Source organism: Variovorax sp. LG9.2 (assembly GCF_035018885.1).
Lineage (GTDB): Bacteria > Pseudomonadota > Gammaproteobacteria > Burkholderiales > Burkholderiaceae_C > Variovorax.
In genome coordinates this window covers 155,121-179,631 of the sequence record NZ_JASJXB010000002.1, presented here as the reverse complement: position 1 = coordinate 179,631, position 24,511 = coordinate 155,121, and the positions used below count along the sequence as shown (strand labels likewise).

Here is a 24,511-nt window from a genome sequence, read left to right as displayed (position 1 = left end):
GGGTTCTTCTAGATCTTGAAACCGGCGCGCCGCAGCAGCTGCGCGGTCTCGAACATCGGAAGACCCATGATGCCCGAATAGGACCCGCCGATGTATTCGACGAAGGCTGCCGCAGCACCCTGCACGGCGTAGGCGCCGGCTTTGCCGAGCGGCTCGCCGCCCTCTACGTAGCGTGCGATCTGCGGCCGAGTCAGGGTCGCGAAGCGCACACGCGAGACGCTGAGCGCGGCATCGCGGCGGCGCCCGTGATGTAAGGCCACGGCCGTCAGCACGCGATGCGTCGTACCCGACAGGAGACTCAGCATGCGACGCGCGTCGGCAGCATCATCGGGCTTGCCGAAGATGCTGCGGCCGAGCGCCACGGTGGTGTCGGCACACAGCACCGGCGCGTCGGGCAGCCCACGGCGCTTGCGGCGCTCGACCGCGGCGTCGAGTTTGAGCCCCGTCACTCGCTGTACGTAGACAGCCGGACTCTCGGCACCATGGACGGCCTCGAGCGCTTCGGCGTCCTCGTCGTCATCGGCCAACAGCAGCTCATGGCGCACGCCGAGTTGTCCCAACAACTGGGCACGGCGCGGACTCTGCGAGGCAAGGTAGATGAAGCGCATCGGCGCAGGCAAAAGCAAGTGGTCCAGGCGCTATTCGCGGTGGTACGGATGGCCGGCGTTGACCGACCAGGCGCGATACAGCTGTTCGACCAGCAGCACGCGCGCCATGGCATGAGGCAATGTCAGATCGGACAAACGAATGCGCTCGTGCGCAGCGGCCTTGAAGGCTGGGTCGAGCCCGTCGGGGCCGCCGATGACCAGTGCCACGTCGTCGCCCTCGCCCTGCCAGGCCTGCAGTCGCGCCGCCAGGGCCTTTGTCGTGAGCGAGGTGCCACGTTCGTCCAGCGCGACGATGTGCATGCCGCGGGCGATCGCTGCCTCGATGCGTTCGCGCTCCGCGGCATAGATCGTGTCGAGTGATTTCGAACTGCGTGGCTCTGTCTTGACGGCCCGCAATTCGAGCTTGAGCTCCGGCGGGAAGCGCTTGGCGTAGTCGTCCCAGGCGGTCTGTGCCCAGTCGGGCATGCGTTGCCCGACCGCGACCACCAGCAGCTTCATACGTTCTTCGGAGCAGCCTTGCGCGCGGGCTTCTTGACCGCGGCGGCGGTCTTGGAGGCAGGTCGGGCTGCAGGCTTCGCGGCCGACCTCGGCGCCGATTTGGCAGCGGCCTTCTTGGCGGCCGGCTTGCCAAACACTTTGACAGGCGTGTTGGCAGAAGCCTTGCGGGCCGGCGCCCTGCGCGATGGGCCCTTGGCTGCTTTGGCCTCGAGTTCAGCGGCGCGAATGGCGGTCTTGGCAGCGCTGGAACGGCGCAACGTCGTCGGCTGCTTGGCGGCCGGCTTCTTCTCTTCGACGACCTTGGCCGGCGACGCCGGCTTGCTCGACCCGAGCTTGGTACGAACCGGCTTGTCGCCCCAGATCTCTTCGAGGTGGTAATACTGGCGGATGGCCGGCTGCATGATGTGCGCGACCGCTGCGCCGCAGTCCACGATGATCCATTCGCCGTTTTCTTCGCCTTCGATGCGCGGCTTGCCAAAGCCGGCTTCGCGCACGGCATCGCGCACGCTCGAAGCCAGCGCCTTGGTCTGTCGATTCGATGTGCCCGAGGCGATGATCACGCGCTCGAAAAGCGGTGAAAGATGCTCAGTGTCGAATACCGCAATGTCCTGCGCCTTGACGTCTTCAAGCCCATCGATGATGGCTCGTTGAAGTTTCTGGGTGTCTTTCTTGGCGGCGGCTTCAGTTGTCATCAGGCAGGGCGGTAGAGGAGATGTTGATCAATATAGCGTGCAACGGCGGGCGGAACCAGTGCGGAAAGGTCTCTGCCACGGGCAGCGAGCTCGCGAATGTCGGTGGCGCTGATGTCCATGGCCGGCAGTTCGAGTGTCTCGAACCGGGCGCCAGCCGGTAGGCCGGGCAAGGCAGATGGATCGAACCGGGCTGCATCGCCCGTCTGTATTGCTCGATGCGCTACAGAAACGATAGCAAGCTCGAGTATACCCTGCCAGCCGTTCCAGGTCGGCAAGGCGCGGGCCTGGTCTTCGCCCATGACCAGCACCCATTGCACGTCGGGCAATTCGTCGTGCAGCTCTTGCAACGTATCGAGCGTGTAAGTGGGGCCGGGCCGCAACACTTCGCGCGTGTCGACGATTGCGCCGGGCAAGTCCTGAAACGCAAGACGCGTCATGGCGAGCCGGTCTTCGGCACTGGTTAACGCCCTCGCCTTGTGCCAGGCCTGTCCGGTCGGAAAGATGCGTAGCTCCTGCAAATCGAGCTGCGCCAGTGCCGCCGCAGCAAGCGCGACGTGTGCGTTGTGCGGCGGATCGAACGCGCCGCCGAACACGCCGATGCGGGTCGATGGCCGACTACTGCCGTGGCCGTCCGCGCTCAAAGCCACTCGCGCCGCACGATGAAGTCGCTGTACAGACTCGCCTCGGGCGTACCGACGTCAGGCATGCGCTGATAAGCCCAACTCGCAAGCGGCGGCATCGACAACAAGATCGATTCGGTGCGACCGCCGGACTGCAGACCGAAGTGCGTTCCGCGATCCCACACAAGATTGAACTCGACGTACCGGCCGCGGCGGTACAACTGGAATTCGCGCTCGCGCTCACCATACGGTGTTTCGCGGCGGCGCTCGACGATCGGCATGTAAGCAGGCACGAACGCATCGCCGACGGAACGCAACATCGCGAAGCTCTGTTCGAAACCGAGCTCCGAGAAATCGTCGAAAAAGATGCCGCCGATGCCGCGCTGCTCGTTGCGGTGCTTCAAGAAAAAGTACTCGTCGCACCACTGCTTGAAGCGCTGATATTTGTCGTCGCCGAAGGGCGCTAGCGCATCGCGGCAAGTCGCATGAAAGTGCACCGCGTCCTCGACAAAACCGTAGTACGGCGTCAAGTCCATGCCGCCGCCAAACCAGCAGACCGGCTCGCCACCTTCGGGCAGCGCAGCCAGCATGCGGATGTTCATGTGCACTGTCGGCACATACGGATTGCGGGGATGAAAAACCAGCGACACGCCCATCGCCTCGAAGGGCGCGCCCGATAGTTCGGGCCGATGCTGTGTGGCCGACGGCGGCAGCCTGGGGCCACGAACCTGAGAGAAGCCGCAGCCGGCGCGTTCGAACAGTTCGCCGCCTTCGAGGATGCAGGTGAGCCCGCTGCCTTGAAGCAATTCTTCTGGCGCTTTCTGCCAGGCATCGCTGGTGCACGCACCGCCATCGGCCGCCTCGATCGACGAGACGATGCGTTGCTGCAATCCGCGCAGGTAGGCGGCGACTTCTGCCGGTGTCGTCGTGGCCGTTGCAGACGCAACCGCCATCAGCCGCCCTGCCCCCGGCCTTGCGTATTCCCCTGCGTGTGCGCATGCAAGGCGCGATACCCGATGTCGCGCCGGTATTGCGCCCCGTCGAATTGAATGCGCGAAGCCACTTCGTAAGAGCGCTGCTGCGCCAGCTTGACGCTGTCCGCCAGCACGGTGACGCACAACACCCGGCCGCCACTGGTCTGCAATTCCTTGCCCTTGAGCGCGGTACCAGCATGGAACACGACAGCATCGGCCGTCTCCGCCGGCACCCCGGCGATACGGTCGCCTTTTCGCGGATCGAGCGGATAACCGTGCGCCGCCATCACGACGCCCAAGGCGACACGCCGGTCCCATTGCAGTTCGACTTGGTCGAGCGTCCCATCAGTGGCGTGCAAGAACACTTCGAACAGATCCGACTTGAGCCGCATCATGATCGGCTGCGTTTCCGGGTCGCCCATGCGGCAGTTGAATTCCAGTGTTTTCGGGTGACCGGTGCCGTCGATCATCAGACCCGCATACAAGAAACCGGTGAATGGAATGCCGTCTTTTTCCATGCCTCGGATGGTCGGCAGGATGATCTCTCGCATAGCCCGCGCATGCACTTCGGCGGTGACGATCGGGGCCGGCGAATAGGCACCCATGCCCCCGGTGTTGGGGCCTTCATCGCCGTCGAGCAGGCGCTTGTGATCCTGGCTCGTGGCGAGCGCCAGCACGTTCTTGCCGTCGCACATAACGATGAAACTTGCCTCCTCGCCCTGCAAAAACTCTTCGATCACGACGCGCGGGACCGCCTTGCCGCCGCCGATGTCGTTGTGGGCGACGCCGAACTTGTTGTCGACCAGCATAAAGTCGATCGCCTCGTGCGCCTCGGCCGCCGTCATCGCAACCACGACGCCCTTGCCTGCCGCCAGCCCGTCGGCCTTGACGACGATCGGTGCGCCCTTGGCTTCGATGTACGCATGCGCGGCGACAGGGTCGGTGAAGGCCTCGTACTCCGCCGTCGGAATCTTGTGGCGCTTCATGAAGGCCTTCGAAAAGGCTTTGGAACTCTCGAGCTGCGCGGCCGCTTTCGTCGGACCGAAGATGCGCAAGCCGTGTGCGCGAAATTCGTCGACCACACCGGCAGCGAGCGGACCTTCAGGGCCGACCACGGTCAGCGCGATCTTTTCCTTGGCCGCCCATTCGCGCAGCGCGACCGGGTCGGTGATGTCGAGTCCGATAAATCGCGAATCGGTCGCCGTACCGCCGTTGCCCGGCGCCACATAAATCTTGCTGACACGCGTCGCCTGTGCAAGGCGCCAGGCCAACGCGTGCTCGCGACCACCGCCGCCAATGACCAGAACCTTCATTCGCCAGCTTTCATTCGAGGATTTTTCATTCCGACAGTGCAGCGTTGTGATAGACCTCCTGGACGTCGTCCAGGTCTTCAAGAATGTCGAGCAGCCGCTGCATCTTTGCAGCGTCGTCGCCAGTGACATCGACCGTGTTTTCGGCCCGCATCGTGACCTCGGCCACTTCCGGCATGAGGCCGGCGGCGTCGAGCGCGTTCTTGACCGCTTCAAAGTCGCCGACCGCCGACAGCACCTCGATGGCGCCGTCTTCGTCCGTTACCACGTCTTCGGCGCCGGCCTCCAGGGCGACTTCCATCACCTTGTCTTCGTCGGTGCCGGGCGCAAAGACGAACTGGCCGCAATGCTTGAACTGGAAGGAGACCGAATTCTCGGTGCCCATATTGCCGCCGTATTTAGAGAAAGCGTGCCGCACTTCGGCCACCGTGCGCACCCGGTTGTCGGTCATGGTGTCGACGATGATCGCCGCGCCGCCGATGCCATAGCCCTCGTAACGGATTTCTTCGTAGTTGACGCCTTCGAGGTTGCCGGTGGCCTTGTCGATGTTGCGTTTGACCGTGTCGATCGGCAGGTTGACGGCTTTGGCCTTTTCAACTGCCAGCCGCAGCCGCGGGTTGGTGCCCAAGTCACCGCCGCCGAGGCGCGCAGCGACCATGATTTCGCGGATCACGCGGGTCCATGCCTTGCCGCGCTTCTCGTCCTGCCGGCCCTTCCGGTGCTGAATGTTTGCCCATTTGCTGTGTCCGGCCATGGCTTCGCTCTCGCTGTCTAGTGGGCGTCGAGTTTACTGTCCGTCGCACGCAACGGCCTGCGCCGCACGGCGGGACCGGCAGTGCTTTTCTGGATAATCCAATGCTCAAACGTCGCTTTCCAGCTGCGGCGCCTGAATTCAACCTGACACTGCGCATGAACATTGTTGACCCGACACCTGTCCGAAGTCATGTCGTCACGACAGACGTCGAGGCTTGCGACGTACTCGTCATCGGCGGCGGCCCCGCGGGCTCCACTGCGGCCGCACTGCTCGCGCAGCAGGGCCGCAAGGTCGTGCTGCTCGAGAAAGCGCACCACCCGCGCTTTCACATCGGCGAATCTCTGTTGCCCGCCAACGTCGCTCTGTTCGACCGGATGGGCCTGCGCGAGCAGATCGAGGCGATCGGCATGCCCAAGTACGGCGTCGAATTCGTCTCGCCCGACCACGATCACACGGTGGCACTCGAATTTGCCGAGGCTTGGGACAAGTCGATGCCATACGCCTGGCAGGTGCGCCGCTCCGAAATGGACGAGATGCTGTTTCGCAATGCAACCGCGCACGGCGCCGACACGCGCGAAGGCTGGCGCGTGCGGAATGTCGATTTCGACGCCGACGGCGCCACCGTGCAGGCCACGCACGACGATGGCGATAAGCGTACATGGCGCGCCCGCTTCGTCATCGATGCATCGGGCCGCGACACCTTCCTGTCGAACAAGTTCAAGGCCAAGCAGAAAAACCCGAAGCACAACAGCTCGGCTTTGTTCGGCCACTTCGCCAACGCCTTGCGCGGTGAAGGCAAGCTCGAAGGCAACATCACCATCTTCTGGTTCGCGCACGGCTGGTTCTGGTACATCCCGCTGGCCGACGGCACCACCAGCATTGGAGCAGTTTGCTGGCCGCACTACCTGAAGTCGCGCACCAAGCCGGTCAAGGACTTCTTTGCCGACACCATCGCGCTCTGCCCGCAACTGGTCGAGCGGCTGAAAGACGCCACGCTGGTAGACGACGCGGTGTACGCCACCGGCAACTACTCGTACACCAGCACGCATTGCAGCGGCGAGCGATATCTGATGCTCGGCGACGCGTTCACCTTCGTCGACCCGGTGTTTTCGTCGGGCGTCTATCTGGCGATGCACAGCGCCTTCGAAAGCGTCGATGTCGTGACCGCAGCGCTCGAGCGTCCTGCGCAGGCGGCTGCGCTGATGCAGCGCTTCGAGCGCTACATGCGCAAGGGGCCACGCGAGTTTTCGTGGTTCATCTTTCGGGTCACCAATCCGACCATGCGCGAATTTTTCATGTATCCACAGAACCCGATGCGGGTGAAGGAAGCGCTCATGTCCTTGCTGGCAGGCGACATCTACGGCAAGACGCCGATCTGGCGCTCGCTGCGCATCATCAAGACGATGTACTGGTTGGTTTCGGCCGGCCATCCCAGGCGGACCTGGCTGGCGTGGACGCGGCGGCGGCGCAACATTCGCGACCTCGGTCCGCTGGTCGGCGAGAACGTGGTGGAGGCCAAGTGAGCGCGCCACTTACCGACAATTCGGGCTCCTCGGGCTCCTCGGGCTTTCCGTCCCGTCTGCGGGTCGAACGGATGTCGCTGGCCGACAGCCTCGACCTCAGCGCCACCGGCGATGCACCCTTTGGCGCCTTGGGCTACGGCACGCCTGCGCATCTGCATTGGATGCCGACGGTGGACGCGCAGGTGCTGTCGCTGCGCGGTGCCATGGCCGACGTGTGGCATGCGGGCGAGAGCATCGATTCGGGCGCGACCGGCTCGGCACGCTGGCGCAGCGATGGCGAGTGGCTGCTCGGCGCCATCGATCTTTCCGAAGCAACCGACAAGGCCGATGACGAGGGTTTGTCCGACATGTCGCGCCGCGCTTACAGCGACCTCTTCAAGGCGCTCGACGAAGCAGGTACGCCCCACCTGCTGCGCATCTGGAACTATCTGCCGCGCATCAACGGCTTCAACGATTCCGACAACAGCGCCGCAGGGCAAGCCACCGGAGGCACCGGCCTGGAGCGCTACCGCCAATTCAACTTCGGCCGCCAGCAGGCCTTTATCGATGCCGCTCGCCCTGCCTTCGACGGCGCCCCGGCAGCTTGCGCACTGGGCATCCGGCAAGGCGCATTGAGCATCCGCTTCCTGGCAGGCCGCAAGGCGCCGGTGCCGGTCGAAAATCCGCGCCAGGTGTCGGCCTACCGCTACCCGCCGACGTACGGGCCGCGCGCGCCGACCTTTTCGCGCGCGGCACTCGCCGAAATGGGCGGCGGCGATGTCGCACTTTTCATCTCCGGCACCGCCAGCATCATCGGCCACGAGACCGTTCACCCCGGTGACGTGTGCGAGCAAACACGCGAGACGCTGCGCAACCTCGCTGCGGTGGTCGCCGCCGCGAACGACGCAGCAGGAAAGCTCGAAGCACCGTGCGACGCCGCACGCTTCACGGTGCCGGCGCTCGACTGCGTGATCTACGTACGGCATGTCGACGATGTCGTCGCCATCCGCCAAGTGATCGACGAGGTACTGGGCGGGGGCTCGCACTTCGCTGCGCACGCGGTGGTGCTCGAAGCCGATATCTGCCGCAGCGACTTGCTGGTCGAGATCGAGGCACATGCGGTTGCGTCCGGTGTGCAAGGCGCTCGGCACGATGCCTTGCCGGTCGGCTCACTCGATGCGTGAACCGGCGCCCACGCCATGATTCGCGCCCTGCGCTTACTCGCAACGATTCCGCTGGCGCTGCTGCTCTACACGCTGCTGCTGTTCCTCGGCGCCATGTCGCTCGGCTGGAACCTCATTGCCATGGTGCTGCATCCGGTGTTGCCGGCGCGGCAAGGCCTGCGCATCGGACGTGCGGGCATCTCGTGGGGCTATCGGCTGTTCTGGAACGTAGCGTCGGCCTGCAGGATGATGCGCATCGACGCGAACTGCCTCGACGCGCTGCGCGACGAGCCGGGCGTGATCTTCGTGGCCAATCATCCGACCATGCTGGACGCCTTGTTGCTGGTGGCGCATTTGCCCAGGAGCGCGTGCATCATGAAAGCGTCGCTCATGAAGAACGTCTTTCTGGGTGCCGGCGCGCGGCTCGCACAGTACATCCGCAACGACTCGGCGCGCACGATGGTCCGGCTCGCCGTCAACGATCTGCGCGATGGCGGCCAGCTGGTCATCTTTCCGGAGGGCACGCGCACCGTCTCGCCGCCGCTTAACGCGTTTCGCCCCGGCGTGACGCTGATCGCAAAGCTCGCGCAGGCGCCGATTCAAACGGTCTTTATCGACACCGACTCGCCCTACCTCGGCAAGGGCTGGCCGCTGTGGCGGGTGCCGCCGCTACCGGTCGTTTTCAAGCTGCGCCTGGGTCACCGCTTTTTGCCGCGACAAGACAGTGCCGCGTTGCTGACGCAGCTCGATCAGTATTTTCGACACCACGTAGAACAACAACAGCGCGACGACACCGCGCCTGCCGAATGCCAGACGTCTCCCCTACACACCTAGTTCTGATCCCGAGCTACAACACGGGCGAGCGCCTTTTCTCGACGGTGAGTGCAGCGCGAGCGCAATGGAGTCCCGTATGGGTCGTGGTCGATGGCAGCACCGACGGCACCGGCGAGCGGCTGCAGCAGATGGCCGCGTCCGATCCGGGCCTGCGGGTCTGGTTGCTTCCGGCCAACCAGGGCAAGGGGGCCGCCGTGCTGCACGGCTTGCGTGCGGCGCAAGAAGCGGGCTACACACACGCATTGACCATGGACTCCGACGGCCAACATCCGGCGGACCTCATCCCCGCCTTCATGCAGGCATCGCTCGCACGCCCTGAGACGATGGTGCTGGGACGCCCGGTGTTCGATGCGAGCGCTCCGTTGCTGCGCGTGCGCGGCCGCAAGGTGTCGAACGGCTGGACGCAGCTCGAAACGTTGTTCGCCGGCATCGGCGATTCGCTCTACGGATTTCGGGTGTACCCCATCGGCGGGCTGATCGCGGTCATGAAGAGCCAGCCCTGGATGCGCCGCTTCGACTTCGATACGGAGGCGGTCGTGCGGCTCGCCTGGCGTGGCGTCAAACCAGTCAATATCGATGCACCGGTGAAGTACCTCACAGCTGAAGAAGGTGGCGTCTCGCACTTCCGGTATGGGCGCGACAACGTGCTCTTGTCGTGGATGCACACTCGGCTCATGTTCGAGTTCGTTCTTCGCTTGCCGGCCCTCCTGTGGCGGCGTTTTCGAGGTCTGCCACCGTTCCAGCCATGACCGCCACCGCGTCGAATCAGGCCCGTCCCTGGACCGCCGAGATCGCGCTGCGCATGCGCCGTCTTTTCTTGTTGAAGCTGGTCGGCACCATCGCTTTCACCTGGATCTTTTTCATTGGCTACTTCCATTTGCTGCGTCATCCGACGCAGCAGCCGATGACCATGCCGCTGACCGCCCTCGACCTACTGATCCCGTTTCAGCCCTATACGCTGATGGCCTACCTGTCGCTCTGGTTCTACATCGGCGTGGCGCCGGGTTTGCAGCGCAATTTTGCCGAACTCGTAGTCTTCGGCCTGTGGGAGGCTGCGCTTTGCCTTTCGGGACTGGCTGTGTTCTATGTCTTGCCGACGGCGGTACCGGCACTGACATTCGACGTGTCGGGCTTTCCCGGCTTCGCGATGCTGCAAGGCGTCGACGCCACGGGCAACGCCTTTCCGTCGATGCATGTGGCGGTCGCCCTCTTCACTGCCGTGCACGTGGAAGACGTGTTGCGCCGTGCACACGTACCCTGGACGCTCCGCCTGCTCAACGTGCTCTGGTTTCTCGCCATTGCCTGGTCGACCCTGGCCGTTCGGCAACACGTGGTGCTGGACGTGATCGGTGGCGCTATGCTGGGAATGGCTTTTGCAGTGCCGTCGCTGCGCTGGCGACCGCGATCCGATGTGCCGATGGCCCGCGCCGACCCCTTGCCTGCCGCATTTGCCAACCGCACCAACCTCTAACAACACCAAGTTCACCTCACCATGAGTTCGCTGAAAGAGTTGCAGGACCTGATCCAGGAAAAGTACGACATCCCGCCTGAAAAGCTCGCGCCCGATGCGTCGATGCGAGAGTCCGGGCTCGATTCGCTCTCGATCGCCGAATTCGTGTTCGCAATCGAAGATCACTTTCACATCGAACTGCCGGACGACGATCCGAACATCGACACCCTTGGTGAATTGGCCGCGCTGGTCGACCGTGTTCGCGCTGCAAAAGACGAAGTGAAAAAAGCAGCGTGAATTCCTACGCCGTCGTCGTCACCGGCATGGGCGTCGTGGCACCGCACGGCGACAGCCCGACCACGTTGTTCGAAGCGCTGATGCTCGGCCATTCGGCCATCCATCCCGTATTTCCGGAGCTGCCCAAGCCGGCGGCCGCAGCGACCGTCGCCTTCGACGCTTCGCGTTGGTTCACCAAGCTGCAGCTGGCCGGGGTCGACCGCGTGAGCCAGTTGGCCGTCGCTGCGGCAGAGCTCGCCATGAAGGACGCTGGCGCCGCGGGAACGGTCGAGGCCGAGCGCATCGGCGTCTTCGTGGGCTGCGGCATGGGCGGTGCGGCGGCTCTCGAGGCCGCGTACCGAAGCGGCAACACGCAGAGCGGCGGCTCCGGCCGCGTGCCGCCGTTGACCATCCCCGCTTTCATGCCCAACGCACCGGCAGCGCATGTCGCCATGCGTCAGGGCGTTCATGGCCCGGTGCTCACCTATTCGGTCGCGTGCGCATCGTCGTCACTGGCCATCGCCGAAGCCGCCAAGGCGGTGCAGCGCGGCGATGTCGACCTGGCCATCGCCGGCGGCAGCGAAGCGCTGATCGTCCCCGGCGTGGTCATGGCGTGGCAGGCGATGCAGACGCTCGCCTCGTTCGCGCCCGGCGAGGCCGCCGACGCGGTGCGCCCCTTCGCCGCCGATCGCAGCGGCTTCGCGCTGGGCGAAGGTGCGGCTTTCATCGTGCTCGAATCGGCAGAGCGTGCAAAGGCGCGTGGTGCCAAACACTACGCGACGCTCGCAGGCTGGGGCAGCAGCTGCGACGCCACGCACCTCACCAAGCCCGACGCGCCTGGCCAGGCGCGTGCGCTGCGCCAGGCCCTGAAGATGGCCGACCTGGAGCCTCGCGACATCGGCTACTGCAACGCACACGGCACCGCGACACGCATCGGCGACGAAGTCGAAGCCAAGGCATTGGCCGAGGTATGGGGCACCGATATCGACGCACTGAAAGTGAGCTCGACCAAGGCGCTGCACGGCCACTTGCTGGGCGCAGCCGGTGCGATCGAAGCCGTGATTACCGTGATGGCGCTCTACGAGCAACGGCTGCCGCCCAATGCGCACTGCGTCACGCCCGACCCGGCTTGCGCGCTGAATCTGGTGCTCGAACCCGGCTACAGCGCTGCCAATGCGCAGGCCGCCATCAGCAACTCCTTCGCTTTCGGCGGGACCAATTCGGTCTTGCTTTTCAAGCGCTGAAGCAAGCGCGCCCGGCTGGCCGCACTGCGACCCACCGGCCATCGCGACGCTGCCCCCTTCCAGAAACACCGCGGACACCGGCTTCGCCGGGCTGCTGGTGTTGCCCCCGGTCAGGGGTGGGGCGAGCTAAATCATCCCGCCGTTGATCGAGATGACCTGCCCCGTGATGTAGGCGGCTTCGGCGCTTGCCAGAAAACCGGCCAGCGCCGCCACCTCGTCCGGCGTCCCGGCCCGCTTGGCCGGCACTATCTGCGCGATCATCGCCGGGTCGAACACTGCATCGGCCATTGGCGATGCGATGATCCCCGGCGCGATGGCATTGACGGTGACGCCGCGCGCTGCCACTTCGAGCGACAGCGCCTTGGTCGCGCTGTTGAGCGCGCCCTTGGCGGCCGCGTAGTTAACCTGCCCGCGATTGCCGGTGAGCGACGCGACCGACGAGATGTTCAGGATGCGGCCCCAGCGCGTGCGCAGCATCGGCAGCAACAGCGGCTGCGTCACCCGAAAGAAGCCGTTGAGCGACACGTCGATGACCTTGTGCCACTGCTCGGGCCGCATGCCAGGCATGACCGCGTCGTCGTGCACGCCGGCGTTGTTCACGACGATCTGCACCGGGCCGGCTTCAAGCATGCGCTCGCAGGCCAGGCGCGCGGCCTCATCGCTGCGCAGATCGAACACCACGCTCTCGGCTTTGCCGCCGGCGGCGATGATCGTCGCGGCCAGTTGCTCCACGGCCTCGGGCCTTGAATTGGCATGCAGCAACACAGTGGCGCCGTCGCGCGCCAGCCGCGTCGCGATGGCCGCACCGAGCGAGCCGCTCGCGCCGGTGATGAGGGCGCGTTTTCCTGCGAGAGTGTTGCCTTCGAGAGTCATTGGGGAGCTTCCATCGCCAGTGGCGTGTTGAGGACGACCAGGGCGCGGCCTTCGGCGACCGCCCGGCCCTCGCTGTCGGTCAAGTCGAATTCATAGAGTACCTGCCGCGCATCGCCCGACAGCCGACGGGCGCGCACATGCAGCAAACCGGCGATGTCGTCGAGCCGCTCGACAGCCATCTTCACGTTACGTGCGCTCGCCAGAAACCCAGCCGACGGCACGCTGCCCTCGACCGCCAGCACGCCGCCATGCAAGGCCATGGCCTGCGCCGCATATTCGATGGCGTTGGGCACGAGCAACCCGCTCGCGGTGCGCAACGGGTTGTCGGGCGCCGTGTGGGTGGCGGTAGTGCAGTGGATGGCCTCGGCCGACCAGCTTTCGAGGCGGTCCAACAGACACATGGTGCCGCTGTGCGGAATGCGTCGGGCGATGGCGGCGCGGTCGAGTGTTTGGGGCGTCATTCTTTGCTTTCAGACAGACAGAGATCGGCGACCAGCAGTACGTTCGCGAACGGCGTGCCCTGGCTCATCGGCACGCTCTGCACTTTGAAGCCGAAGCCTTCGAGCGTGGCGCTCCATGCGGCCAGCGGCCGGCCCCAGGTCGGCGAAACCTTGTGGCCGCGAATGCGGGTGACCATCCGGTCGACCCACTGGCTCACTGCAAAGCCGCGTCGGTCAGACGCATCGCCGACACGCAGCAACAGGCGCCCTTCCGGCTGCAGCGCATCGCGCACGCGCCGCAGCACATCGTCCTGCGCGGCGATGCCGACGTAGTGCAGCACGTCGAGGATCACGACCAGATCGCACGCCGGCAAATTTGCGTTGCACATGTCTGCACAGAGCAGTCGAGGCGCCGGCCGCAGATGGCCGATCGACGCTTGGGCACGTGCGATGTCCTTGGGCATCAGCTCGATGCCGGTGTACTGCGCAGCTGCAGTGGTGGCGGGCCACGACGCTGGCCAACGGCCCTTGGCCTGCATCGCGCTCATCGATGCAAGCAGGCTCGCGAACAGGCCCTGGCCGCAACCGATGTCGACCACGCGCGCATGCCGGGCGTCGATCAACCGGCGTTCGATCAAAGCGCGAAAGACCGGGTCGCGCCCCAGCTTGCCGCGCGCGAAATGCCAGGCGAAGTTACCGGCCGTTTTGTAGGGCAACGTGGCTGCCTCGTGCAGCTCGCGCCATGCGGCGTCGGGCTGCGGAAGCGGCGAGGTGTCGGCATTCATGTGCGGTGCCCTTGAAGTCCTTGCGGCAACGTAACGGACTTCAGCCCGTCGGCACGCAGGCGGTCGAGCAACGCGGGCAACACGTCGAGCAGCACCGGGCGGCCCGCTGCCGTGCGTGCGGCATTACCGTCGTGCAGCAAGAGGATGTCACGCGCCTGCAGGCCACGCGTCAACCGCGCCAGCACCTTGGCCGCATCGCCTTCGCGGGTGTCGAAGCCGCGGCGAGTCCAGCTCACGAGCCGCAGCCCGAGCCGATGCAGCACCGGCTCCAGAAACGGATTGCGCAACCCGGCGGGCGCACGAAAACAGGTCGGTTTATGCCCGGTCACATCGGCGAGCATGTCTTGCGCCTGAGCGATCTCGCTGGCAAAACCGCGCGGACCCAGGAAGGAAAAGTTATGCCGATGCTGCGTCGTGTGGTTCTGGATACTGTGACCACGCGCCACGATCTCGCGCGCCAAAGCGGGCTGCGCCCGTACCCTCTCGGCGATGCAGAAAAAAGTGGCGCGCTGGCCGTGCGCATCGAGCAGGTCTAGCACCTGCGGCGTGACGTCAGGCTCGGGCCCGTCGTCGATGGTGATGGCGACCTCGCGCCGCGCGGCCGCTGCTTCGGGCAAACGCGTGACGTTAGGGCCGAGCAAACTGCTGCGTGGCGTCAGGCCGGCGCCGGTGATCAGCGCATGGTTCAGCACGATGGCGCCGACCGCCCAGGGCAGTGCGCCCGGGACCAGCACACCAGCGCCGATCGCGGCCACATGCCAGCCGACACTGGCCCGCAGAATGGGCGGCCAGGGCCATGCAGTCCCACGCGTCGAGTTGATAAGTGGTGTCACTTTTAATATTTTCCCATCAGCGGCGACCGCTCGACACCGGCGGCGCTGGCGGCGCGCCCCGCACGAAGGCAGCCGACAACAGCAATGCCAGCATCGCCCCCGGTGCCACCACGCGGCCGATGGCCGACAGCGACGGAATGTTCGAGATCGCGATCAAGCCGAACGACACCACCGTCGTGAGATTGGCCAGCATCAGCGACGCCAGCGTGTCTTCGTCGGCACGACCTGTCTCGCGCAACTGATCGAAGAACAGCGCGTAATTGGACCCCACTGCCACCACGAGCAGCATGCCCACGAGATGCAGGATGCCGAGCTGCACCTGCAGCACCGCGAGGCCGCCCAGCGTGAGCACGACAGCAAACACCAACGGCTGGCACACCGCGAGCAGCCGGCGCGGCGATCGCAGATACAGGCCGAGCAGCACCACGACCGCGAGCGCGCCGAGCAGCACCTGAACGAAGGCTTCATGCAAATAGCGATCGTAGAGCGCACCGAGTTCGCGGCCGACGTCGACCACCTGCACATCCGGCACGCCGGCGAGCGCCGATTCGAGCCGAGCCTGATCGAACTTCGTACCCGGGTGCAGCGCGATCAACGCACCCCATCCGCCGCCCGGCCGCTGGTACATCAACGAGCTGACGATCGGCCCGAGCGGCCCACTCGCGAGGTCTTCGCGCTGCACCATGGGCTGGTTGCGCGCGGTCTCGACATCGGTAAGAAACGGTTCGAGCCGCGCGACCGGCAACGGCAGATCCTTCATCGCTTCGTTCAGCCGGCTTCGCAGCGTGGCGCCGTCGGGCAGGCTCGCGACGCGTGCCTGTTGAGCGGCTTCGCTCGGCAAAAAACGCGTGACCGTTTCAAAGCCGGTGAGCTCGCCGCTGTCGACCATCTTTTCGAGGCGGAGGCTGGCGGCCTCGGCGTTGCGCAATACGCTCTGCACATCCGCACCTTGCGCCACGACCAGCAGACCGCCGTCGCTGGCACCGATGTCGGCACGCAGCGATTCGTCGAGCGCCTGCGCTTCCTTGGGCAGCGGGCTCATCGCACTCAGGTTGGCGCGCCACAGGTCGGCACCGCGCCAGGCCAGCAAAGCCAGCGCGGCAAGGCCGAGCGCGAACAGGCCCAGACGCAGCCGCGGCAGTCCGCGCACGATGGCACCGGCGACCTTGGCCATGGTGCGGCGCATGCCCATGCCGGTGGCGCCGTCGGGCGCCAGCACCGGAAGCACGTAGCGCGTGGCGAGGGCCGCGGCGACCAGGCCGGCAATCGAGAAAACACCGAGCTGCGCGAGCCCCGGAAAGCCGGAGAAAAGCAGGGCTGCAAAGCCGCACACCGACGTCAACAGACCGAGTCGCACGGTCGGCCAGTTGAGGTCGCGCCAGCGTTGCCAGCCGGTACCCGGCACCGCAGCGCCGCGCGCCTGGATCAGGTAATAGATGGCGTAGTCGATGGTCTCGCCGATGAGCGTGCTGCCGAATCCCATCGTCAGTCCATGCACGTTGCCGAACACCAGGCTGACGGTGGCGGTGCCCGCGACCACGCCGGTCGCGACCGGCAGGAACGCGATGAGCAAGGCCTTGGGCGATGCGAAGGCCAGCAGCAGCAAACAGCCCATCACGATGCCGCCAACGATGGACAGATGGATCGCCTCGCCCTTGATCTGATCGCGGCTCTGCACGGAGAACACCGGCGCGCCGCTCAGCCGCAGCCGTGGCTTGGCGCCAGTCATGTCACGCGTGGCCGCATCGAAAGCCGACTGCACTTTGGCGATGGCGATGGTCAGCGCGTCGAGGTCGCTGCCGGAAGCGTGGGTGGTCGCGAGCAACACCGCGCGCGGTGCCGAGCGCGAGGCCCACACGCCGGCTTCGGTGCGCGGCGCATTGGCGGGGATGAGGCTTTCGGCCACGCCTTGCGTCTCGCCGGTCGGATCGCGGTCGAGCAGCGGCTTGACCAGGTTGCCAGCCGGCGTGCCGAGCAACGACAGCGTGTCGGCAATGGCATCGTGCAGACCAGCAGCGGTGAAACGCTCGGGCGTGACGGATGTCGACAGTCGATAGCGGTGATCGAACAGCCAGGTGCCGGCCGCCTTCCAGTCAGAGGCGTCACCGTTCTGCACCTGGTCGAACAAGCCGCTTTCGCGCATGGCGCCAGCGACCGAACGCGAGACGACCGCGCGCTGCGTTGCATCGGTGCCGTCCTCGATGCCGATCAGCAAGGTGCGCGACGCCACACCGGTTTGCAGTTGCTCGATGAGCACGCGCTGGCGCGCATCGGGGCTCTGGGGCAGGAAGGCCGACAGGTCGGCGCTGAAATGCGTGCGTGTGATCAAGACCACGCCGGCCGCGACGATGGCAAGCCAGACCAGCAGCACCACGATGCGACGCTGGCGGCTGAGCCCGGGCGCACCCGTGGCCCCAGCGGTCGCAACCGGCTGGCGCGATGTCACGGCGCAGGCCGGGTCGGAACGATCGTCATGACAGAGCGGTCGCCACCGACGAACTCCATTTCGAGGCCGAGCACTTCGCTGCCACGGCCGCTCATTCGCACGCTGCGGACTTGCGCGGCGAGGCGGTTGTCGAGCGGTTGCAGATCGAGCGTCCAGCCGTCCACCGAGCCACCGACGGCGCTCTTGAAATAGCGCGTGAGCGCGGCCGTGTCGCCGCTCAAGGTGCCACGCATGGCCTCGACCAGGCCTTGCAGTTCGGGCACGCTGTCGAGCGTCATGGTGCGTGTGCGCTCGCCGCGCGACAGCACCATGTTGTTGCCGTCGACGACCATGCTTTCAGGCCGCGGCGTGAGCGTGCGACGCGACAGTTTGTCGGGCGCAGTGAAGCTCAGCGTGCCGCTGGCGTTGAGCGGGCCTTCGAGACCGCGCACGAAGCGCTGTTCGGTGAAACGTGCCTCGCCGCTCTTCTGTTTGGCCAGCAGGCCCATCAGGTCTGGCAGTTCGAATGCCCAGGCCGACGACGCGCTGAAAGCCAGCACAAGCAGCAGCGCGCGGCATACGTCACGCCATTGCACTGCGCCTGCGCATCCGCCCAACTCACCGCGAATCTTCGAGCCAGAAATCATGAAAATTGAACCAGTTGTAGGGGTACTTGCGGCACAGCGCTTCGAGCCGTGCCACATAGGCTTCGACTGCCTCGCGGATCGCGCGTTCCCGCTCGGCCGGGTCGCGAATGCGTTCGCTGAAATCGGCCAGCGGTTCGAACAGCACATCGTAGCGGGCGCCGCCCACATACAAACCCGCCATGAAGAAGACGCGGCGGCGCAGCAGCGCAGCCAGACGAAACGGCCCGTCGTTGAACAGCGCCGGCTGCCCCAGAAACGGAAGCTCGATGCTGTTGCCGCGCTGACCGGCCTGCTCGACTTGGCCCGGCAGCGTGCGGTCGGCCAGCAGCCCCGCCATGCCGCCAGTGTCGAGCCAGTCACGCAGCTCGAGCATCGAATGTGGTCGGCCCAGCGCGATCACGTGCGGCCGCAGTTCCGGCAGGCTGATCGCATCCAGCATGGCGTTTATCTGCCGCGCGTTGTCCGGGAACATGAGCATCGCCGGACGCAGTTTTGGCGAGTCGGGGCTGAGCCCCTTGCAGGCACCGAGCGCCTCGAAGCTGCCGACATGCGCACCCAGCAAAAAGGCGCCGCGGCCCGCCAGTGCTTCGCTCTCGACCGGCTCTTTGCCGACGACCCGCACATCGAACAGGTCCATGCGGCCGCGCAGAAAGTAGACACGGTCGAGCACGGTGGAGGCGAAGGCGTGCAGCAGCTTGTAGCCGTCGCCCCACCCTGCGTTTGGACCGATCACGCGGAACAGGTACCGCTTGATGTGGCGACGCGGCGCTGGCGAAAAGAGCAGGAAATACAGCGTGACCGGATGCAGTACCAGCCGCGCGGCGCGGCGTCCCATCGTCAATGCGATCCAGCAGATCACCTGCAGCGCCACCTTGTTGGCGCGCTCCGGCGTGGTCGACCAATCGGCTGCAGCGGCCGGCCGATCGGTTTCGGGCGCGGGTCTTGTCACGGTCGGATCGGCGCTCATGCAGCCGTGTCTGTCCCCGGCATCCAGCGGCCGCTGACCGCGATCTGCGCATTGCAGCGCACCTCGAAGCGCACGCCTCTGGCTGCGCCCGGCTCGGGTTGAAGCTCGATCGTCAACGTGGCGCCCGGCCGTACCGGCGACAGGAACTTGCAGGCCGCCAGCGTCGGTTGCCGGCCCAGTCGCGCGACCAAGGCCGGCACGCCGTGCGCGGCTTCGAGCACCTCGGCCAGCAACAATGCGCCGGGCACCAACGGTTGGCCGGGAAAGTGGCCGGCAAAAGCCGGATGGTCTACCGGCACGTCGCGCGTGACCTGCACCGCAGTGCTGTCGTCGGCCAGTTGCGCCAGCGCGAATTCGCGCAACGCACGCACCGTGAGCTTGCCGGTGCCCTCCCGCGGCAGCGACGCGACATGCACCACGCGACGCGGCACGAAGACCGGCTCCAGCCGCTGCCGCAACGCCGCGATGAGGTCACCCGACTTCAACTCCGGCGCGACCACGAACGCCACCGGCCGCACCACGCCGTCGGCCACTTCGTCGGGCAGCCAGAACGCGCCATCGACCACGCCGGCGACGCTGTTCAGGTGGTAGTTCAGATGCCCGAGCGAACTGCGCCGGCCGGCGACGTGAATCAGGTCGTTGGCCCGGCCTAACAGGCGAAAGTGCTGCGAATCGATCAACTCCAGCACGTCGGCCATCGGCGTCGGGCGGGGCACGAAATCGCCGCTGAAAACGAAGCGCTCTGCCCCGTCTTCGGTCGGCTCGGCCGTCACCTGGATTTCGCCGAAGGTGTGCCAGACCTCGCTCTCGGTGGTGCGCCTTGTTGCGACCTGGCCCGACTCGGTGCTGCCGTAGATTTCGATCAGCGCGCCGCACATCGCCTGCTCGGCCTGCACGGCGAGTTGCGGCGACAGCGGTGCCGTGGCCGACAGGATCAGGTCGACCGCTGGCAGCGGCACGCCCGCCACCAACAAGGTCTTCAGATGAAAGGGCGTGGTGATGAGCGCACGCGGTCGCGGCGACGCCTCGAGCGTGGCTGTGACATCCGCCGGAAAGAACGGCCGGCCGCTGTCGAACGATGCGCCGCCGAGCATGGCGAGCAAGGCCGACGATTCGAGCCCGTAGCTGTGCTGTACCGGCACTGTCGTCACCAGCGTCAAGCCTTCGAGCGACGGCAGCTTCAGCAAATCAGAGAGCCGTGGCACCGCGGCGCCGACGTCGTCGACCAGCGTGCGCCAACTCTTGGCGTGCGGCTGCGGCACGCCCGTCGAACCCGAAGTCAACAGGCTGACGGCATGGCCTTCGGCATCGATCATCGGCATCTCTATCGATGCACCGTCGCGCACGGCGACATGCACGCGCGGATCGGTCCAGACCACCGTGATGCCTTGCGGATCGAGGTGCTTGTCGTCGGCAATTGCAAAGAGATGCGGGTTGCCCTCCCGCAAGCGCGACAACGTCTCGGGCCGCGCGTCTGGCGGCAGCAAGCTGGGCAGTCGGCGCACCAGTGCAGCGCCGAGACCGACGGCAAAGGAATAGCGGTCGACGCACAGATTGACCACCGGACCTTGGGCCGGCAACTGCTCGGCGAGAGCGGTGACGTCGGCCAGATACTGGCGTGACGAAATCGGCACGCCGGCGCGCCAGGCGAGCGGCGCGTCGAGGTCGCGTGCGCCCAGCAGCGGAAGTAACTTTGGAAGATCGGACTTCATTTGCGTGGTGTTCGCGGTACCAGACGGATTACCAAACGTACTGTTCATCGCGGCGCACCGTTGTCGACAGGCGCGCCATAAAAGGCTCGCACCGCATCGATCATGCGGGTGCGTTCGAACTCGGGATGCAGCCGATAGCGCATGAAATGTTCCCCGACGAACAGGCACACCACGCTCACCGGCGTCAACACGTTGGCCAGCAACGACCAGGCTGAAAACGGCAGCGTGAGGTAGACGACGACCGAGGCGACGACCATCAACGCGAAGTACACCGTCCACACCAAGGTGACTTGATCGGTATAGCGCTTCATGCCGGGCACGATCGCATGCACGCGCTGCGCGAACTGGCCTATGAGCGACAAGCCATCACCACGCAGGGTGCTGCCGAACCAGATGCACAGCACCAAGTTGATGCCCGCGTGCTGCAGCACATAGAGCCGGTTGGGGTCGCCTGCCTCGCCGCGCAACACCAGCACGAACAATGCGGCGCCGGCCACGGCGACGATGAGCAGCGCCCACTTGCCGACGCGCGCCGCAGCGAGGCCAAGCGCGGTCAGCCACAGCGGCACGAGCAGCACCACCACGGCCCACGGTTCGGCCGCATGAAAAAGCATCATCCAGTGCGACAGCCCTGCGTAAGCAGCGCCCGCCAACAGCAGGAGCGCCAGCCGCCACCTCGACATCGGCTTCAGGTAGCGCTGCGATTCTGTGCGACGTGGGTCGCAAGAGTGCGCAGCGACGTAAAGATCTGCTGGTTGCGCTCGTCGTCGGAACGCAGCTGAAAGCCGTACTTTCGCGAGACTTCCAGCGCGACTTCGAGGATGTCGATCGAGTCGAGTCCCAGACCTTCACCGTACAGCGGCGCGTCGGGCGCCACGTCGGCCGGCGCGATCTCCAGATTCAGGGATTCGACAAGCAACACGGCCAGCTCGGCTTCGAGCGGCGTTTGTTCCGAAGAAGCATCGCCAACGGCGGGAATGGGGGTTTGTGCAATCGATGACAAAAGGGAGCTCCGGAACTGTTCTACAAAGGCTACAAAGTGCCCCTAATTATAGGAGGCCGCCTTCGCTAGACTGTCGCATCGATACGACCCCGGAGTGCCTATGGCCGACCCTCTTTTGATTGCCCGCCACGACACCATCGAGTGCGCCCTGCTCCCTGCTCTCGCCAATCGACACGGCCTCATCACCGGCGCCACCGGCACCGGCAAGACGGTCACGTTGCAGACCATCGCGCAAAAGCTCTCGGGCATCGGCGTGCCGGTGTTCATGGCCGACGTCAAGGGCGACCTCACGGGCATCAGCCAGCCAGGCCATATCGGCGACAAGATGGCGGCCACCTTGAAGGAGCGCGGGCTCGATGCGCCCACGCCGCTGGCCTGCCCGGTCACGCTGTGGGACGTGTTCGGCGAGCAGGGCCACCCGGTCCGCGCCACGGTGTCCGACATGGGGCCGCTGCTGCTCGGCCGCATGCTCGACCTCAACGAGACGCAGGCCGGCGTGCTGAACATCGTCTTCAAGATCGCCGACGACAACGGCTTGCTTCTGCTCGACCTGAAGGACCTGCGCGCGATGCTTCAGCACGTCGGCGAGAACGCCAGCCAGTTCACCACCGAGTACGGCAACATCAGCGCGGCCAGCGTGGGCGCTATCCAGCGCGGCCTGCTGCAGATCGAAACGCAGGGTGGCGGCAAGTTCTTCGGCGAGCCGATGCTAAACATCGCCGACTTCATGCAGACTGTCGATGGCAAGGGCGTGGTCAACATCCTGGCGGCCGACAAGCTGATGAATTCGCCGCGGCTCTATGCGACCTTTCTGTTGTGGATGCTGTCGGAACTCTTCGAGCAGCTGCCCGAGATCGGCGACCCCGATCAGCCCAAGCTGGTCTTCTTTTTCGACGAGGCACATCTGCTGTTCAATGAAGCGCCGAAGGCGCTCGTGGAGCGCATCGAGCTCGTCGTGCGGCTGGTGCGCTCCAAGGGCGTCGGTGTCTATTTCGTGACCCAGAACCCGCTGGACATTCCGGATTCTGTGTTGGCGCAGCTCGGCAACCGGGTCCAGCACGCACTGCGCGCCTTCACGCCGCGCGACCAGAAAGCCGTCAAGGCGACCGCGACGACGATGCGGCAAAAGCCAGGCCTCGACATCGAGAAGGCCATCACCGAATTGGCGGTGGGTGAAGCGCTGGTGAGCCTGCTCGACGACAAGGGTCGGCCCAGCATCACCGAGCGCGTCTACGTGCTGCCACCGGCCAGCCAGCTCGGGCCGATCACGCCGGTGCAGCGGCAGGCGCTGCTGGGCAATTCTCTGGTGGCGGGTGTGTACGAGAAGACGGTCGACAGGGAATCGGCTTACGAGAAGCTGAAGGGTCGTACAGAGACGGCGCCGGGTGCGCCAGCGACAACCGGCACGGCGACGATTCCCGGTGCCAGCGGCGGCGCGTCAACACCCGACGCTGCAGGCGGTGGCTTGATGGGCGGGCTGAATGAACTGTTGTTCGGATCGACCGGGCCGCGTGGCGGCAGGCGCGACGGCCTGGCGCAGACCATGGCGCGCTCTGCGGTGCGCACCATGGGCACATCGGTCGGCAAGGAAATCCTGCGTGGCGTGCTGGGCGGCATCTTCGGCGCGAAGAAGCGCTGAGCTTCAATGTGAAGAACGCCGTACAAACCCTTGTTTGATTGCCCGTTCGGCATGTAGACGACAGCCCACGCGCCCAAGTGATGCATGATTTGTGTAAATCATTGCAACAAGGCGCGCGGCACCGATGGCGACTCTTATTCCGGCGATAGGCAGCTGCGCATCGCGCATGACGGGTGGCGAAAAACGCCTGGCCGAGCGGCTGGAGCAAAAGCTGGAGGACGACTACCTGCTTTGGTACGACGTGCCCATTGGCCCCAAGCACCTGCATCCTGACTTTGTAGTGATGCATCCGCGTCGCGGCATGTTGAAGACCCTCCCCAATCCGGCAGAACAGGCCCGACAACACGCACATGCCGTGGTGGATGCGCTCAAAAGGGATCCTCAGCTGGTACGCGCAGATGGCAAGCACCAAGGCGGCCTGACTTTCCCGTGGAGCTACGGGGTCGTGTTTCCGAACATGACTCGCAAGCAATTCACTGACGGGCAGCTCGACCAGATCATTGAGCCGAACCAGGTGATCTGCAGCGACGAGATGCTTGAAAAAGTGGATCCCGAAGATTTGCAGAGCCGCATGTGGGGCATGTTCCCGTTCATGATGCGCGGCGCCATGTCGCTGCCGCAACTCGATCGGGTTCGGTGGATTCTTTTCCCGGAAGTGCGCGTGCAAACAAGCGGCGTGCTGTTCGATGACGGCGACGCCGACGCCGAACTGCCCGACATCATGCGGGTGATGGACCTGCAGCAGGAGCAACTGGCCAGGTCATTGGGCGACGGTCACCGCGTCATTCACGGCATGGCCGGTTCCGGCAAGACCATGATCCTCGGCTACCGCGCCGAGTACCTGGCCAAGGGTTTGGCCGACACCGTGCATGTGCGCCATTTTCATAAATGGTGCCGCGACCAACTCAAGGCAGCCTGCTGCTGCTTTACGACGACGCCCAAAGCATTTACGAGCGAAAACGCAGCAAGCAATCCAGCTTCAAGAGCGTGGGCGTGCAGGCGCAGGGGCGCACCACCATCTGAACTGACCCCCAGAAGTTGGACGAACTTCAAGGGGTCCCATGGAGAAGTACGAGACAGAGTTCAAGCTCAAAGTGGTTAAGAGCTTTCTAGCTGGCGAGGGCGGTGCCAAGTTGCTTGCACGACGCTGGTCAGTGCCTTTGGGGAAGTATTGGCACCGTGGTCCGTTCGTGTTCTCGTTCGTGCCGCTCTGCTATGGGCTGCAAGGATCGGGGAAGAAGACGCGCACCTCAGACTCGATG

The 24,511-nt window shown here is 65.3% G+C and carries 25 protein-coding genes and 1 pseudogene; 9 read left to right on the top strand and 17 right to left on the bottom strand.

Going from position 1 to position 24,511, the window contains the following annotated elements; translation table 11 throughout:
* Positions 1-8: 8 nt before the first annotated feature.
* From QN413_RS02950 to QN413_RS02920, 7 genes are read right to left on the bottom strand one after another with little or no spacing between them, the layout of a single operon-like run.
* Complete coding sequence (locus QN413_RS02950) at positions 9-608, bottom strand: Maf family protein (protein ID WP_323495285.1); 600 nt, start codon at positions 606-608, stop codon at positions 9-11.
* Positions 609-638: 30 nt separating this feature from the next.
* Entirely contained in the window at positions 639-1,106 is a 468-nt protein-coding gene (gene rlmH, locus QN413_RS02945; RefSeq protein WP_187052133.1) for a 23S rRNA (pseudouridine(1915)-N(3))-methyltransferase RlmH, read from the bottom strand.
* A complete protein-coding gene (rsfS, locus tag QN413_RS02940; protein ID WP_323495159.1) occupies positions 1,103-1,798 on the bottom strand; it encodes a ribosome silencing factor in 696 nt (231 codons plus the stop codon). Before rsfS ends, rlmH begins: the two co-directional genes overlap by 4 nt.
* Positions 1,798-2,445, bottom strand: a complete 648-nt coding sequence (gene nadD, locus QN413_RS02935) for a nicotinate (nicotinamide) nucleotide adenylyltransferase (RefSeq protein ID WP_323495158.1) — start codon at positions 2,443-2,445, stop codon at positions 1,798-1,800. The genes rsfS and nadD overlap by 1 nt, the downstream gene beginning before the upstream one ends.
* Complete coding sequence (gene hemF / locus QN413_RS02930) at positions 2,436-3,371, bottom strand: oxygen-dependent coproporphyrinogen oxidase (RefSeq protein WP_323495157.1); 936 nt, start codon at positions 3,369-3,371, stop codon at positions 2,436-2,438. Before hemF ends, nadD begins: the two co-directional genes overlap by 10 nt.
* Positions 3,371-4,705, bottom strand: a complete 1,335-nt coding sequence (gene purD, locus QN413_RS02925; RefSeq protein ID WP_323495156.1) for a phosphoribosylamine--glycine ligase — start codon at positions 4,703-4,705, stop codon at positions 3,371-3,373. Before purD ends, hemF begins: the two co-directional genes overlap by 1 nt.
* Before the next feature lie 25 nt (positions 4,706-4,730).
* Positions 4,731-5,456 (bottom strand): YebC/PmpR family DNA-binding transcriptional regulator, encoded by a 726-nt coding sequence (locus QN413_RS02920; protein ID WP_323495155.1) that lies wholly within the window; start codon positions 5,454-5,456, stop codon positions 4,731-4,733.
* A 155-nt stretch (positions 5,457-5,611) separates the two neighbouring features.
* Between QN413_RS02920 and QN413_RS02915 the strand changes: the two genes are divergently transcribed.
* From QN413_RS02915 to QN413_RS02885, 7 genes are read left to right on the top strand one after another with little or no spacing between them, the layout of a single operon-like run.
* Positions 5,612-6,979, top strand: coding sequence for an NAD(P)/FAD-dependent oxidoreductase (locus tag QN413_RS02915; protein WP_323495284.1), 1,368 nt, complete (start codon positions 5,612-5,614; stop codon positions 6,977-6,979).
* Positions 6,976-8,142 carry a Rid family hydrolase gene (locus QN413_RS02910; RefSeq protein ID WP_323495154.1) on the top strand — a complete coding sequence of 389 codons (1,167 nt, stop codon included), beginning with the start codon at positions 6,976-6,978 and terminating at the stop codon, positions 8,140-8,142. The genes QN413_RS02915 and QN413_RS02910 overlap by 4 nt, the downstream gene beginning before the upstream one ends.
* Before the next feature lie 15 nt (positions 8,143-8,157).
* Complete coding sequence (locus QN413_RS02905) at positions 8,158-8,955, top strand: lysophospholipid acyltransferase family protein (RefSeq protein ID WP_323495153.1); 798 nt, start codon at positions 8,158-8,160, stop codon at positions 8,953-8,955.
* Positions 8,928-9,704, top strand: a complete 777-nt coding sequence (locus QN413_RS02900) for a glycosyltransferase family 2 protein (RefSeq protein ID WP_323495152.1) — start codon at positions 8,928-8,930, stop codon at positions 9,702-9,704. Before QN413_RS02905 ends, QN413_RS02900 begins: the two co-directional genes overlap by 28 nt.
* A complete protein-coding gene (locus QN413_RS02895; RefSeq protein ID WP_323495151.1) occupies positions 9,701-10,426 on the top strand; it encodes a phosphatase PAP2 family protein in 726 nt (241 codons plus the stop codon). Before QN413_RS02900 ends, QN413_RS02895 begins: the two co-directional genes overlap by 4 nt.
* A gap of 21 nt (positions 10,427-10,447) precedes the next feature.
* Positions 10,448-10,702, top strand: coding sequence for an acyl carrier protein (locus tag QN413_RS02890; RefSeq protein WP_323495150.1), 255 nt, complete (start codon positions 10,448-10,450; stop codon positions 10,700-10,702).
* Positions 10,699-11,925 carry a beta-ketoacyl-[acyl-carrier-protein] synthase family protein gene (locus QN413_RS02885; RefSeq protein WP_323495149.1) on the top strand — a complete coding sequence of 409 codons (1,227 nt, stop codon included), beginning with the start codon at positions 10,699-10,701 and terminating at the stop codon, positions 11,923-11,925. The genes QN413_RS02890 and QN413_RS02885 overlap by 4 nt, the downstream gene beginning before the upstream one ends.
* Before the next feature lie 126 nt (positions 11,926-12,051).
* Here QN413_RS02885 and fabG read toward each other — a convergent pair whose 3' ends face one another.
* Genes fabG through QN413_RS02835 form a run of 10 tightly spaced genes read right to left on the bottom strand, consistent with a single transcriptional unit; the run spans position 12,052 to position 21,610 of the window.
* Complete coding sequence (gene fabG / locus QN413_RS02880; protein ID WP_323495148.1) at positions 12,052-12,798, bottom strand: 3-oxoacyl-ACP reductase FabG; 747 nt, start codon at positions 12,796-12,798, stop codon at positions 12,052-12,054.
* Positions 12,795-13,259, bottom strand: a complete 465-nt coding sequence (locus QN413_RS02875; protein ID WP_323495147.1) for a hydroxymyristoyl-ACP dehydratase — start codon at positions 13,257-13,259, stop codon at positions 12,795-12,797. Before QN413_RS02875 ends, fabG begins: the two co-directional genes overlap by 4 nt.
* The gene (locus QN413_RS02870; protein WP_323495146.1) at positions 13,256-14,023 is read right to left on the bottom strand and encodes a class I SAM-dependent methyltransferase; all 768 of its coding nucleotides are present in this window, start codon (positions 14,021-14,023) and stop codon (positions 13,256-13,258) included. The genes QN413_RS02875 and QN413_RS02870 overlap by 4 nt, the downstream gene beginning before the upstream one ends.
* The gene (locus QN413_RS02865) at positions 14,020-14,856 is read right to left on the bottom strand and encodes a polysaccharide deacetylase family protein (RefSeq protein ID WP_323495145.1); all 837 of its coding nucleotides are present in this window, start codon (positions 14,854-14,856) and stop codon (positions 14,020-14,022) included. Before QN413_RS02865 ends, QN413_RS02870 begins: the two co-directional genes overlap by 4 nt.
* A gap of 16 nt (positions 14,857-14,872) precedes the next feature.
* Complete coding sequence (locus QN413_RS02860) at positions 14,873-17,302, bottom strand: transporter (RefSeq protein ID WP_323495144.1); 2,430 nt, start codon at positions 17,300-17,302, stop codon at positions 14,873-14,875.
* Positions 17,299-17,928, bottom strand: a complete 630-nt coding sequence (locus QN413_RS02855; protein ID WP_323495143.1) for a LolA-related protein — start codon at positions 17,926-17,928, stop codon at positions 17,299-17,301. The genes QN413_RS02860 and QN413_RS02855 overlap by 4 nt, the downstream gene beginning before the upstream one ends.
* Positions 17,900-18,895, bottom strand: a complete 996-nt coding sequence (locus tag QN413_RS02850; RefSeq protein WP_323495142.1) for an acyl-CoA synthetase — start codon at positions 18,893-18,895, stop codon at positions 17,900-17,902. The genes QN413_RS02855 and QN413_RS02850 overlap by 29 nt, the downstream gene beginning before the upstream one ends.
* On the bottom strand, positions 18,892-20,607 hold the full coding sequence (locus QN413_RS02845) for an AMP-binding protein (RefSeq protein ID WP_416352126.1): 1,716 nt from the start codon (positions 20,605-20,607) through the stop codon (positions 18,892-18,894). The genes QN413_RS02850 and QN413_RS02845 overlap by 4 nt, the downstream gene beginning before the upstream one ends.
* Before the next feature lie 44 nt (positions 20,608-20,651).
* Positions 20,652-21,290: a hypothetical protein gene (locus tag QN413_RS02840; protein WP_323495140.1), complete on the bottom strand. Its 639-nt coding sequence runs from the start codon at positions 21,288-21,290 to the stop codon at positions 20,652-20,654.
* 5 nt (positions 21,291-21,295) lie between these two features.
* Positions 21,296-21,610: a phosphopantetheine-binding protein gene (locus tag QN413_RS02835; protein ID WP_187052146.1), complete on the bottom strand. Its 315-nt coding sequence runs from the start codon at positions 21,608-21,610 to the stop codon at positions 21,296-21,298.
* Between the two features lie 100 nt (positions 21,611-21,710).
* Between QN413_RS02835 and QN413_RS02830 the strand changes: the two genes are divergently transcribed.
* Both QN413_RS02830 and QN413_RS02825 read left to right on the top strand, forming a co-directional pair.
* Complete coding sequence (locus QN413_RS02830; RefSeq protein WP_323495139.1) at positions 21,711-23,249, top strand: helicase HerA-like domain-containing protein; 1,539 nt, start codon at positions 21,711-21,713, stop codon at positions 23,247-23,249.
* A 124-nt stretch (positions 23,250-23,373) separates the two neighbouring features.
* Positions 23,374-24,269, top strand: a pseudogene (locus QN413_RS02825) (DNA helicase II); the annotation flags it as partial.
* Positions 24,270-24,511 lie beyond the last annotated feature (242 nt).